The following is an 11,599-nucleotide window of genomic DNA, read 5'->3' on the forward strand; positions in this document are numbered from 1 at the left end:
CCGTCTAATTATAGCGTTCCTGTACCGCCGTCTGAGCACCACACCTGGCCGGACGCGAACGAGCACACGTCAGAGGCGAAAGTCACATACAGCGGCGCGATTTCCGCCGGCTGGCCCGGACGGCCCAGCGGCGCGGTAGCGCCGAACTGCATCACTTTCTCCTGCGGCTGACCACCACTGGACTGCAATGGCGTCCAGTAAGGGCCTGGCGCAACGGCGTTAACGCGGATGCCTTTCTTGCCCAGCTGCTTCGCCAGCGATTTCGTGAAGGCCACATTACAGGCTTTGGTCTGGGCGTAATCGAGTAAGATGTCACTCGGATTGTAGGCCTGTACCGAGGAGGTATTGATGATCACGGCGCCTTCCTGAAGATGCGGAACAGCGGCTTTGGTGATCCAGAACGGGGCATACACGTTGGTTTTAAAGGTATCGTCGAAGGCTTCGGTGGTCAGTTCTTCAATCGATTCGCAATACTGTTGGCGACCGGCGTTGTTCACCAGAATATCCAGACCGCCCAGTTGTTGAACGGCTTTTTCAACTAACTGTTGGCAAAAGGTTTCTGAACGAATATCGCCGGGGATCGCCACAGCATTTTTTCCTTCTGCGGCAATTAACGCAATAACCGCAGCGGCATCGGTTTCTTCTTCCGGCAGATAATTAATCGCCACGTCTGCGCCTTCACGGGCAAAGGCAATGGCTACCGCGCGACCAATACCGGAATCCCCTCCGGTAATTAATGCTTTTTTTCCTTCCAGTTTGCCCGAGCCGATATAGCTGGTTTCGCCATGATCCGGCAGCGGCTTCATTTCTGATGCCAGTCCCGGCGCTTTTTGCGGTTGTTCAGCAAACGGGGGGCGGGGATAGTGAAGATGGTGTTTATCATTAATCGTCATGGTTCGCGTCTCGTTTATATGCGGGATTAATAAAGGTAGACGTCATGCGGCGAACCCGCGAATAGTTTTGATTTTCTGTTCGGATATTTAATTGACTTTACATAGCTTTGCTTGAGTAATTTTCAGAATGTTCTATGCGGTAAAAATAAATGCCTGGGTTTTTACGACGTTTACCCACAATAAAAATGAAAAGGCGGGTGCAGAATATATTTAATTTTTACAGTGAATAATCTTAATTTTATTTGTACTGGTCTATTTGCTGCTATTTTAAAGGCGATCGCGCTACCTCCCGATAAGTAAACGAAGCGCAAAAAAAAGCACATATCATACATCATATATTTTTGGGTAATTATTAACCCTTGATTATTATAGGGAATAATTATTCGCTAAATTAATCAGGATGGTTAATAAATAAACGTATATTTCCCCGCTATAAAGGTCCACAATGGGTCTCCATCCCCGGATTAAATCCGACGGCCATTCCCCTCACTAAGGGGTTCGAATGAAAACTTTTTCAACCGAAGCGATTTGCGCAATAACCGGCAGTCACCCTGCCTGTCTCCTGCGCTGGTCAAAAGCGGGATTAATCAGCCTTCATGATTCAAAAACCGGCTGGAAGGTTGAGCAGATTGGCGATATTCATCGCGTCGTTAATATGGCAGCCAGCGGTGCATCGTTAACTGAAATCCGCGTCTGGCAATTAGAAGGTAAGCGCAGCTGGACGGCAGGCTGGCCCGCCCATCGCGGTGAACTATTATGGCAGCTTGAATATGGTTCCGATCGTGCGCTGGCGCGTATGATGCGTAAAATTGACCATGATTATTGCGGCGATGATTATATTAATTCTGTACTGCGCCCCTTAAATAAGTGGCTGCGCGAACAGGATACCATGACAGGCGCGACGCGACGCCTCGCCCGATTTCATGAGGCGGTATTACATCGCGCCCATTGCGTGATGCGCGATGGTTACCGACATAAACGCGCGCCGCTGTTTCTTGAAGCGATAAGCGTCGCCGACGAAACGGAGATCTGGATGGAGGCAATCCGCCTGACGCGTCAGGGGTTTGATGTTGAGCTTTCCTCGCAGGTCTGTGATAACCCGGCGGTATCCACCAAAAGCTATGAACATCACCTGCTGTGGTGCGGTCACGGGATCAGCACGACTAAACACAGCCAGTTCCTGGAAAAACTCAGCGCCGGGCAGCCGATTCGCCTGTGCGGGCCGGACATCCGCATCACGCTGTCATGACGGCGCGTGCTCAACGTTCTGTTGCTGAGTAAGCTGGCGATAACGTACGTCGGCTTGCTCCAGCACCTCCCCTGAAACCGAGACTTCCCATCCGCAGTGAAACAGATACCGGGCGACTTCATCCACCAGCGTGTATTCCATGAGCCGTGTGTCGCTACCGCGCAGAAATAACCCCAGGGTTAACATTCCCGGTAAATCTTCCAGAATGCGGATTTCCGACACGCGCGCCGGCAGATAAGTGAAAAATTGATTCATCAGTTTCTGGATAACGCTTTCCAGAGGCGTACCCGGCGTAATGTACTGTGTGATAAGCGGCATCTCTATGGATAGCAATGCATCTTCGACAGCGTACGTTTTACCATAAACCGTAAGTCTGGCATTTGCCTTATCAAAATTGCGCGCCAGCCAGGTTAAATTAATCAACGCCATTTTTTTACGGGCACGTTTTTTAACGTGCCGTAAATGTAACGCGTTCCGAATGAAATCCCACTTCATGAAATGTTGTGCCTTGCCAGTGGCTAAATAAGACGCCATATTTTTTTGCCGCGATTAAGCGATTGTTTTTGTTATTTTGCCGCAAACCGACAATAACGCGAATGAAATTATGACGGACGGCTTTAACTTCAGATTAATCTGTAGTGGCAGAAAAAAACATTAACATTGTTGCGTTAGTCGTTTATTAACTCATTGAAAAATAAAAATAACATATGGCTTAATCACTTTTTTAGTGGATATAAATTGAGCAAACCATAGTCGGTTGTTAGTGTGTGCTCCTCGAAAAGGTTATTCGAAAGCGGGTAATACCCTTAAGTAAGGAGCGAATCACTCAGCGATTAATGGTTATGATTAAGTTATTATTTATTGTTTTATTGGTTGTTATTTCACGAGTAACTTTTGCAGCTGAATTCGTATCGCCTTTTTTTGTCGATCGCATGCACAGCGGGCAAATGTTTATTGCTCGCGATATGACAAATGAAGTTTTGAAGGCGCGGTTATTAAAGCAATATTCTGCCTGGAAAGGCACCCGGTATCACAGGGGCGGTAGCAGCCACCGTGGGGTGGATTGTTCGGCGCTGATGCAACACCTGTTTTCTGAATCCGCTGACTTATCATTACCGCGCACCGCCGCAGAACAGATGCAGCGTGGGAAAGCGGTGTCGCGCGGGGAACTCAAACCTGGCGATTTAGTCTTTTTTAAAACGGGTCGTAACCAGCGTCACGTGGGGGTATTTATTGGTGGCGATGAGTTTATTCACGCCTCGACCCGCCAGGGCGTAACGATTTCATCCCTGAGCAATGAATACTGGGGCGCGCATTATCAGGCCGCGCGGCGCGTGGCGGTCAAGGCGGTAGGTTAAGCGCCAGTCATCGCGCTAAGATTAAGTTCAAACGGATGGGCGGCGCAGACGGCAATCATTGCCGTCGCGCTCTGATGCCATCCGGTAAATAAATTCTGCTGGTTCAGCGCGTCGGGCGAGACGTCCAGCGCCGCCATTTGCCAGACGCTGCCGCCACGCTGTTTCAACACCGCTTCCCGCAGGGTCCAGCCGCGCCAGAAGGCCAGTAACTGTTCAGCGTGCGGCAGGGCGACTAAGCGCTGGCGTTCAGTCTCGCCGAAGTAGTCGGCGGCGATGCGCTGCCAGGCGCGGCGCGGGCGCAGGATCTCGATATCCACGCCGACCGGCGTATGGGGGTCAACAGCCAGCACAATCCGGTCGCCGCTGTGGCTCATATTGAAATGCGGCGCGCCGGCGCGGGCGAACGTGGGTTTGCCGTGCTGATTATAAGTAAGCGCCTGCAAACTCTCTGACGGGCAATTTGCCGCCAGCATTACCCGGCCCGCCAGCCAGCTCTGGCGGCGCGGGCCTTCGGGCGCGGCGGCGGCGATGTCCGCTGGCAGCCAGCGCGCCACGGCTTCCGGCGCGCTGAGCCGGGAAATCTCACCTTCAATCAGCCGCAGCATAATTATGACCAGCGGCGGATCACCAGCGACGTATTGATGCCGCCAAAGGCGAAGTTATTGCTTTGCAGGAACTCGCAGTCGATATAGCGCGGCTCGCCCATGATGTAATCCAGTTCACCGCACTGTTCGTCGGGTTGCTGGAGGTTCAGGGTCGGGGCAAACCAGCCTTCACGCATCATCTCCAGGCCCATCCAGGCTTCCAGCGCGCCGCACGCGCCCAGCGTGTGCCCAAAATAGCTTTTCAGCGAGGAGATCGGCGTCTGCGCGCCGAACAGCGCCGCGGTAGCCTGGCTTTCGGCGATGTCGCCGCGATCGGTTGCCGTGCCGTGGGCGCTGATATAGCCGATATCGCGCGGTCCGAGGCCCGCCATCTTCAGCGCTTTTTCGATGCAAATCTGCATAGTTTCCCGCTGCGGCTGGGTGATATGCGCCGCATCGCAGTTGGTGGCGAAGCTGACGATCTCTCCGTAAATGGTCGCGCCGCGCGCTTTGGCGTGCTCCAGCTCTTCCAGAATCAATGTTCCCGCGCCTTCGCCAATCACCAGGCCGTCGCGGTGTTTATCAAACGGCGACGGGGTGGTTTTCGGCGCGTCGTTGCGCTGGCTGGTGGCAAACAGGGTATCGAATACCGCCGCTTCCGACGGACACAGCTCTTCCGCGCCGCCCGCCACCATTACCGTCTGGTAGCCGTGGCGAATCGCTTCCCAGGCGTAGCCAATCGCCTGGCTGCCGGAGGTGCAGGCGCTGGAGGTGGGGATGACCCGGCCTTTCAGCCCGAAGAACAGCCCGGTATTCACCGCCGTGGTGTGCGGCATCATCTGCACATAGGTGGTGCCGGTGATGTTGTTGGTATGCTTCTCGGTCAGCATGGTGGCGAATTCGCTCACCGGCCCGGTGCTGCCGGTGGAGGAACCGTAGGCGATCCCGGTTTCGCCATTAGTGAGTACTTCCTCACCAATCAACCCAGCCTGCTCAAGGGCCAGTTCGGTGGCGCGGGTCGACATCAGCGATACCCGGCCCATCGAACGGATGCGCTTGCGGGTGTAATGCTCCGGCAGCGTGAAATCATCAATCGGCGCGCCCAGCAGCGTGTGCAGCCCGTCGTAAACCTGCCATTCCGGCATCTGGCGCACCGCGTTCTCGCCCTGTTTCAGCCGTGCCGCCACCTGTTGCCAGGTTTCGCCAAACGCGGTGACCCCGGCCATACCGGTAATAACTACGCGACGTGTCATAACATCCCTCCGTTTACAGAGATAACCTGGCGGGTGACGTAACCGGCAATATCCGACATCAGGTAGCTGGCGAGCCCGGCGACTTCGTCCGCCTGGCCCATACGTTTCATGGGAATGATGCTCATCGCTTCTTTCAGCGCGGCCTCTTCCATCTCAATCATCCCGGTGTCGATCAGGCCGGGAGCAATGCAGTTAACAGTGATTTTGCGCTTCGCCAGTTCGATCGCCAGCGCTTTGGTCGCGCCGATAATCCCGGCTTTGGCGGCGCTGTAGTTCACCTGGCCGCGATTGCCCATCATGCCGGACACCGATGACAGGGTGATAATGCGCCCGCCGCTGCGCAGGCCGATCATCGGCATCACGCAGGGCTGGATCACGTTATAAAAGCTGTCGAGATTGGTATGGATCACCCCGTCCCAGTCTTCGTCGCTCAGCGCCGGAAACGCGCCGTCGCGGGCGATGCCGGCGTTGCTCACTACGCCGTACCATGCGCCGTGGGCCTCGATATCCTGTTCAATTACCGTGCGGCACTGCTGCCGGTTGCCGACGTCAAAACTCAGCAAACGGCCCTGGCCGCCCGCCGCCGCGATCTGCTCCAGCGTCTGCTGTGCGCCTGCATGGTCGCGATGGTAATGCACGCCGACGGTAAACCCGTCCGCAGCCAGTTTTACGGCGATGGCCCGGCCAATGCCTTTGCTGGCCCCGGTGACCAGAACTGAACGACTCATTGTGGTGATCCCTGATTAAATAACTGTGCTAATTCAGCCTCGTCCGGCTGAAACGTATTAATACGCCCCGTCGCCAGGGGCTGTTGGCCCTGAAAAATCGTCGCCTCGAAGCTGCCGAAACGGCTGTCCTGCATCAGCAGGTGTACCGCGATATCCAGCGTGGCGTCGGCGGGGAAGTGGCTGACTTTCGCTTCCAGATCCCGCGCGCCCAGCACCATGCCGAGCGAAATCCGCTTTTCGCCCTGCTGGTGGCGGTGCCAGCCGGACCAGACGCCGACGGTTTGCGCCATCAGCTCCAGCGCGTACCAGCCGGGCAGGCGGCCTTCGTCGTCAAGAAACGGCGCAAGCACGCCGTCGGCACTCAGCGTTACCCGGCAACGGGCGCTGTCGGCGCTGACGTTGACCACGTCATCCAGCAATAGCATCGGCGCGTCGTGGGGTAAATAGTCGCCTGGTGTGAGGTAACCGCTCATCAACATCTCCCAATAATCAGGCTGGCGTTATTACCGCCGAACGCGAAGGAATTCGACAGGATAACCGGGCGGGCCAACGGCGTGGGCGCATGCAGCAGCCCGCACGGCGGCAGGCTGTCGTCCGGCGTCGAGTGGCGGAAGTCCTGAGCCGGTAAATCCAGCCCGCGCAGCAATATCAGCGCGCTGAGCGCCGCTTCGGTCACGCCCGCCGCCCCCAGGGTATGCCCGGTTAAGTGTTTGGTGGAGCTGCCTGGCGTGTCAGCGCCGAAAATCGCGTTAACCACTTTCGACTCAATCTGGTCGTTAAGCGGCGTGGCGGTGCCGTGCAGGTTGATGTAGCCGATATCCTGCGGCGTTAATCCGGCATCCTGTAGCGCCTGGTGAATGGCGCGGATCGCCCCTTCGCCTTCGGGGTGCGGCGCGGAAATATGAAACGCGTCGCTGGATTCGCCCACCCCCAGCAGCGCCAGCGGTTGCGGCTCGCGGGTGAGCAGCAGCAGGCCCGCCGCTTCGCCGATGGTGATGCCGCAGCGCTCGCGGGCAAACGGCTGGCAAAGCGTGGTGGAAAACGACTCCAGGCTGTCGAAACCGTTCACCGGCATCCGGCTCAGCGAGTCTGCGCCGCCGACAATCGCCACGTCCGCCAGACCGGCTTCAATCAGGCGGCGGCCGCTGATGATGGCACGGGCGCTGGAGGAGCAGGCGGTGGAAAGCGTGTACGCCGGGCCAGCCAGGTTCAGATACTGGCTCAGGAAACGCGACGGATCCCCCAGTTCCTGCTGGTAATAGTGCCAGTTATCGTCGCGTTCGCTGTGATGGTGATGGCTCACAAACCTGTCGCCCTCATCCAGCCCGGACGTGCTGGTGCCGAGGATCACCGCCACGCGCTCGTTGCCGTAGCGGGCGATGGCCTCGTCCACCTGCGGCTGGATCTGCGCCAGCGCCGCCAGCAACAGCTGATTGTTGCGCGAGCGGTGGGCCGCCAGATGCGTGGGAATGGCGGGCAGCTCGCCCTCCACGCCGCCCAGTACCGCGTCCACGCCGTTAACCAGCCAGCCCTGGCGCGGCTTCATGCCTGGCGCGACGCCGAGCGACAGCTGGCGGGCGATATCGTCGAGCGTGTTGCCCAACGCGTTAACCATGCCGATGGCAGAGATATAAATCATGTCAGTCACCAAGGTATTGAATGGTGATGTGATAGTGGAACACGTGCTGCTGGATGCTGATCGGTTCACGTTTGCCTTTGCGCAGCAGGTAGGTGATTTCCGTGACAAGGTTGCCGCTGGCGTCGCGCAGCTCGCGGCGATCGCCAGTATCGCGCAGCGTCCAGCCCTTCGGCAGCTGGGTTTGCCAGGCGGCGAGCGGCCAGTGGCTGAGCATCACGTCCGCCAGCACCTGGCTGGCAGGGGGCAACTGCGGCACCACAATTGACTGCTCGGTGTGGATGCCCGCTTTGTCATAGGTCAATAAAAACAGGCGGATGCCCACTGACGACAATCCCGCCAGCGAGAGCTTTTGCTCATCGGCATTCAGCAGCACCAGCAGCGACTGGCTTTGCCCGTTAAAGCTGCCGGTCAACAACTGCTGGGAGCTTACCGCCGGAGTGATGCCCGGCGGCGGTAGCGTGACCTGCACCCCCGGCTTCAGCCAGGCTTTGGGGCGCGTTTCCGTTGGCGTGGAGTGGCTGCAACCGGCGAGCCACAGCGCCGCAAGCAACAGGCCCGCGCGCCAGAGTGTCTGCTTCATCGTTTCTTTCTCTCTTTTCGGTCCGGCATCGCCAGCGGCGATAGCAAAAAGGCGGTAAAAATGCCGCTGCACAACACAATCCCAAAGCTGGCGATGGCCTGAGTGCTGCTGAACACCAGCATCCCGAGGGTCAGCAGCGTAGTGATCATCGCCACGGTAACGGCGAGCAGCGAGGTCAGCGGCGTGCCGCGTGGATTGCTGAAAAACAGCGTGTAGTTAATGCCTATCCCTAATACCAGCACTAACGCCAGCAGGGAAAACAGGTTCAGGCTGTGGCCGGTCAACGCCAGCACCGCCAGCCCGGTGGAGAGCGACAGCAGCGACGGCACCAGGCTTATCGCGCCTTTGCGCAGGCCCAGCCGCGCCACCGCGCCGGTGGCGATGATCGCCAGCGCCACGCCCAGCAAGCCGCCCAGCAGAGTGCGGTACAGCGCAAACAGGCTATCAAAGCTGGCTTTGCGATCCACCCACACCACGCCGGTGGCCTGTTCCGCCAGCTGATTCAGCGCGTCGCTGGCTTTCACGCCGTTGACCGGCACCAGCACGCCGCTCTGGCCGTTTTTCAGGGTGATCCACATCAGCCGCCAGCCTTCGCTCACCGGGCTGTTCAGCCACTGCGCCGGCGTGACCGGCATCGGGCGGGTGTCCGGGGCATTTAGCGTAATGCCCGCCTGGCTCAGCACCTGGCGCACGGCGGGCACGCTCTGTTCAATCAGCGCCACATCCTGCTGCTGGCGGGCAAGGGAGTTGAGCGGGATCTGCCGCCAGCTGTCAATCAGCCCCTGGTCTTTAGCCTGCGCCAGCACGGGCGTAAAAGCTTCGAGGCGCTGAAGCGTTTGCTCAGGGTTATCCCCATACACCACGAACCACTTCTGGTCGACGCTCTGGCCGGTTAGCGCGGTGATGGTTTTTTCCTGGGCCAGGATACCGGCGGGCAGCGCCTGGAGCTGGGCGATATCGTCGTTCACTTTCAACAGGCTGAACCCGGCGACAGAAACGGCGACCAGCGCCACCGGCAACCCGATGCGCAGCGCATTATTGCGCCGCCAGGCCGCCAGCCAGCGCATCAGCCATACCATGCCCGGCACCGGACGCACCGGCAAACGGCGGCACAGCCACGGATGCCAGAAAATCACCGTCAGGCACGAGGCGCTCAGGCCCGCCGCCGCGAACAGCGCCATCTGGCGGATGCCGGGGAACGGCGCGAGCATCATGATCAAATAGGCCGCCACGGTGGTGAGCAGCGCCAGCAGCAGCGCGTTGCGCACTTTGGCGAGGCTCTGCCACGGCGACATCTCCGCGCCGTGCACCATGCGTTCGGTCAGATAGTAAAGCGTGTAATCCGCCGAGATGCCGATGATGCTCATGCTCATCACCAGGGTCATTAAATGCAGCTCGCCGAACACCAGCAGCACCGACACGCTGCCCGCCAGCGCGCCGACGCCCACCGACAGCAGGCACAACAGCAGCGGCGTCACTGAGCGGAACACCGCGACGATCAGCAAGATCACTCCCAGCACCGTGGCGACGCCGAGCGTCGAGACATCGTGCTTCGCCTGCTGGCTGGCGTAATCGCTGTAGAACAAGGTGCCGCGCGACAAAATCTGCGCCTGCGGGAATTCGCTTTTCAGTTGAGCTTGCAGGGCATTCAGCGTCTCCACCATCTGGTGGGTCTGCTGCATATCGAACGACGAACCGGCCAGCTCGCCATGCAGCAGATACCAGTAATTGCCCTGCGCGTCCTGCGTCACCAGCCAGCCGTTGAGCAGCCGCAGATGGCTGGCGTTTTGCGCCAGATTCATCTGCGCGCCGCGCACCAGCATCAGCGGATCGTGCTGTAGCTCCTTGCCGCTGACGCCGGAAAATGCCGAATAGACCTGGGATAAAATCCACTGCGCCTGGGCGTTGCCGCCGTCCTGCAACCGGGCGCGGGTCGCGCTGTCGAGGCTGCCGTTGCGGTGCGTAAAGAAAAATTCGCCCCACGCCTGCTGCGCGGCAGCATCCACCGGGCCGCCGATGCTGGCCAGCGCGGGCTGCTGGCGCAACAAATCCAGATAGCGCTGGGCGGCAGCCGGATCGGCCTGCTTGCCGGGGCTGACCATCCACACCAGCTGCTGGTCGAGGCGCTGCATAAAGCCGTCGTTAAGCGCAGGCGGCACCGCACCGAGGCTCTGGCTCGGCAGCAGCGCCAGCACTGAACTGTTGATCCGCGCGCCGGGCAGCAGCGCCGCCAGCGTCGCCGCAAGTAGCAGGCAGACGGCCAGCCAGATCAGCGCGCCGCTGCGGCGCGGCTCAGAATGCAAAACGTTGGCGTTCGTCATCGGTCAGGGTCGCTGGCGTCAGGCGGTGTTGGCTGAAGGTGATGTTGGTTTTATCGCCCTGTTTATCGTCTAACCGGATGGCGTCGAGATACGCGCTGCCGTTCAGCGTAATAGCGGCGAAAATTTTATCCAGCGGCGTGGTGATGGGCGTTAACACCAGTTGCCAGGCATTGTTGCCTTTGTCCTGGAAATCGAGCCGGAAATTTTGCTCCAGCGCCTTGCGGTCAGCCTGGAACAGGGCGCGCAGCAGATGATTGAACTGGAACATCTGCGGGTTGGTTTGCGCGGTGATCACCTGCGGCGTCTGGCCGTTGATCACCTGAACCATCTGGCTGTCGTTGAGCATCAGCGTCATCGGGAACGGCGCGGTTTGCTGCCACAGCAGGCCGTTATCCCGGGCGATAATCATCTCGCCGGAAGATCGCAGCGGCTGGGGCATATCTTTAATCTGCCGCTCCTGCACAAAGTGCGCGCGCACCACCGGTTGTGAGGTAAAGCGCTGTTGCAGATCATCCAGCGTGACGGCGTGAACCAGCGGGCTAAGTAATAACAGGACCAGGGTCAGCGCTCTCATGGCATCACTCCCATACGTTCGAAAAGAATGGCGGGGCTCACGAAGCAGAGTTCGCGGGTGGCTTCTTCCACCGCCACCTGGATGGTGTAACCGGTGGTGGTGCGTTTGCCGGTGGCGGCGTCGAAAATTTCATAGCCGATGCGCAGCCGGTTCTCAAACTCTTCGATGCGCGCCCGCACCCGGATGCGCTGCTCAAAGGTCAGCACATCGCGGTATTTCACCCGGGTATCGACCACCGGCCACAGATAGCCGGACTCTTTCATCTGGCGGTAGCCGTAATCAAACTGATTCAGCAGCGCCTCGCGGGCCACTTCGAAATAGCGGAAATAGTTGCCGTGCCACGTCACGCCCATCATATCGACATCGTGAAACGGGATAGCCAGCTCAACCTCGGCGGTAAAACGCGGATCGTTCAGCACC

Annotated in this window: 13 protein-coding genes; 2 read left to right on the plus strand and 11 right to left on the minus strand. The window is 58.7% G+C overall.

Annotation, left to right across the window (positions count from 1 at the left end; all coding sequences use genetic code 11):
• Window positions 1-8: 8 nt before the first annotated feature.
• Entirely contained in the window at window positions 9-893 is an 885-nt protein-coding gene (locus tag GV764_RS00975) for an SDR family oxidoreductase (RefSeq protein WP_161658688.1), read from the minus strand.
• 502 nt (window positions 894-1,395) lie between these two features.
• Between GV764_RS00975 and GV764_RS00980 the strand changes: the two genes are divergently transcribed.
• Window positions 1,396-2,142 carry a transcriptional regulator gene (locus tag GV764_RS00980; protein WP_161658689.1) on the plus strand — a complete coding sequence of 249 codons (747 nt, stop codon included), beginning with the start codon at window positions 1,396-1,398 and terminating at the stop codon, window positions 2,140-2,142.
• Here GV764_RS00980 and GV764_RS00985 read toward each other — a convergent pair.
• A complete protein-coding gene (locus GV764_RS00985; protein ID WP_161658690.1) occupies window positions 2,137-2,460 on the minus strand; it encodes a hypothetical protein in 324 nt (107 codons plus the stop codon). The two genes, GV764_RS00980 and GV764_RS00985, sit on opposite strands and share 6 nt — an antisense overlap.
• A gap of 614 nt (window positions 2,461-3,074) precedes the next feature.
• Here GV764_RS00985 and GV764_RS00990 point away from each other — a divergent pair.
• Window positions 3,075-3,500 carry an NlpC/P60 family protein gene (locus GV764_RS00990; protein ID WP_236651813.1) on the plus strand — a complete coding sequence of 142 codons (426 nt, stop codon included), beginning with the start codon at window positions 3,075-3,077 and terminating at the stop codon, window positions 3,498-3,500.
• Here the strand turns inward: GV764_RS00990 and acpT are convergent.
• From acpT to GV764_RS01035, 9 genes are read right to left on the minus strand one after another with little or no spacing between them, the layout of a single operon-like run.
• Entirely contained in the window at window positions 3,497-4,105 is a 609-nt protein-coding gene (gene acpT / locus GV764_RS00995; RefSeq protein WP_161658692.1) for a 4'-phosphopantetheinyl transferase AcpT, read from the minus strand. The two genes, GV764_RS00990 and acpT, sit on opposite strands and share 4 nt — an antisense overlap.
• Window positions 4,106-4,107: 2 nt before the next feature.
• Window positions 4,108-5,337, minus strand: a complete 1,230-nt coding sequence (locus tag GV764_RS01000; RefSeq protein ID WP_161658693.1) for a beta-ketoacyl-ACP synthase — start codon at window positions 5,335-5,337, stop codon at window positions 4,108-4,110.
• The gene (locus GV764_RS01005; protein WP_161658694.1) at window positions 5,334-6,065 is read right to left on the minus strand and encodes a 3-ketoacyl-ACP reductase FabG2; all 732 of its coding nucleotides are present in this window, start codon (window positions 6,063-6,065) and stop codon (window positions 5,334-5,336) included. The genes GV764_RS01000 and GV764_RS01005 overlap by 4 nt, the downstream gene beginning before the upstream one ends.
• Window positions 6,062-6,538, minus strand: coding sequence for a hotdog family protein (locus GV764_RS01010; RefSeq protein WP_161658695.1), 477 nt, complete (start codon window positions 6,536-6,538; stop codon window positions 6,062-6,064). Before GV764_RS01010 ends, GV764_RS01005 begins: the two co-directional genes overlap by 4 nt.
• Window positions 6,538-7,704 (minus strand): beta-ketoacyl-[acyl-carrier-protein] synthase family protein, encoded by a 1,167-nt coding sequence (locus GV764_RS01015; protein WP_161658696.1) that lies wholly within the window; start codon window positions 7,702-7,704, stop codon window positions 6,538-6,540. Before GV764_RS01015 ends, GV764_RS01010 begins: the two co-directional genes overlap by 1 nt.
• A gap of 1 nt (window position 7,705) precedes the next feature.
• The gene (locus GV764_RS01020) at window positions 7,706-8,284 is read right to left on the minus strand and encodes a DUF3261 domain-containing protein (protein WP_161658697.1); all 579 of its coding nucleotides are present in this window, start codon (window positions 8,282-8,284) and stop codon (window positions 7,706-7,708) included.
• Window positions 8,281-10,605 carry an MMPL family transporter gene (locus GV764_RS01025; RefSeq protein WP_161658698.1) on the minus strand — a complete coding sequence of 775 codons (2,325 nt, stop codon included), beginning with the start codon at window positions 10,603-10,605 and terminating at the stop codon, window positions 8,281-8,283. The genes GV764_RS01020 and GV764_RS01025 overlap by 4 nt, the downstream gene beginning before the upstream one ends.
• A complete protein-coding gene (locus tag GV764_RS01030; protein ID WP_161658699.1) occupies window positions 10,577-11,179 on the minus strand; it encodes an outer membrane lipoprotein carrier protein LolA in 603 nt (200 codons plus the stop codon). The genes GV764_RS01025 and GV764_RS01030 overlap by 29 nt, the downstream gene beginning before the upstream one ends.
• Window positions 11,176-11,598 carry an acyl-CoA thioesterase gene (locus tag GV764_RS01035; RefSeq protein WP_161658700.1) on the minus strand — a complete coding sequence of 141 codons (423 nt, stop codon included), beginning with the start codon at window positions 11,596-11,598 and terminating at the stop codon, window positions 11,176-11,178. The genes GV764_RS01030 and GV764_RS01035 overlap by 4 nt, the downstream gene beginning before the upstream one ends.
• Window position 11,599 lies beyond the last annotated feature (1 nt).

This window comes from Atlantibacter hermannii, assembly GCF_009907385.1.
Taxonomy (GTDB): domain Bacteria; phylum Pseudomonadota; class Gammaproteobacteria; order Enterobacterales; family Enterobacteriaceae; genus Atlantibacter; species Atlantibacter hermannii_A.

Coding starts and splice junctions, on each gene's coding strand:
- GV764_RS00975 (WP_161658688.1), bottom strand. CDS start 893: ATGACGATTAATGATAAACACCATCTTCACTATCCCCGCCCCCCGTTT.
- GV764_RS00980 (WP_161658689.1), top strand. CDS start 1,396: ATGAAAACTTTTTCAACCGAAGCGATTTGCGCAATAACCGGCAGTCAC.
- GV764_RS00985 (WP_161658690.1), bottom strand. CDS start 2,460: ATGCCGCTTATCACACAGTACATTACGCCGGGTACGCCTCTGGAAAGC.
- GV764_RS00990 (WP_236651813.1), top strand. CDS start 3,075: ATGCACAGCGGGCAAATGTTTATTGCTCGCGATATGACAAATGAAGTT.
- acpT (WP_161658692.1), bottom strand. CDS start 4,105: ATGCTGCGGCTGATTGAAGGTGAGATTTCCCGGCTCAGCGCGCCGGAA.
- GV764_RS01000 (WP_161658693.1), bottom strand. CDS start 5,337: ATGACACGTCGCGTAGTTATTACCGGTATGGCCGGGGTCACCGCGTTT.
- GV764_RS01005 (WP_161658694.1), bottom strand. CDS start 6,065: ATGAGTCGTTCAGTTCTGGTCACCGGGGCCAGCAAAGGCATTGGCCGG.
- GV764_RS01010 (WP_161658695.1), bottom strand. CDS start 6,538: ATGAGCGGTTACCTCACACCAGGCGACTATTTACCCCACGACGCGCCG.
- GV764_RS01015 (WP_161658696.1), bottom strand. CDS start 7,704: ATGATTTATATCTCTGCCATCGGCATGGTTAACGCGTTGGGCAACACG.
- GV764_RS01020 (WP_161658697.1), bottom strand. CDS start 8,284: ATGAAGCAGACACTCTGGCGCGCGGGCCTGTTGCTTGCGGCGCTGTGG.
- GV764_RS01025 (WP_161658698.1), bottom strand. CDS start 10,605: ATGACGAACGCCAACGTTTTGCATTCTGAGCCGCGCCGCAGCGGCGCG.
- GV764_RS01030 (WP_161658699.1), bottom strand. CDS start 11,179: ATGAGAGCGCTGACCCTGGTCCTGTTATTACTTAGCCCGCTGGTTCAC.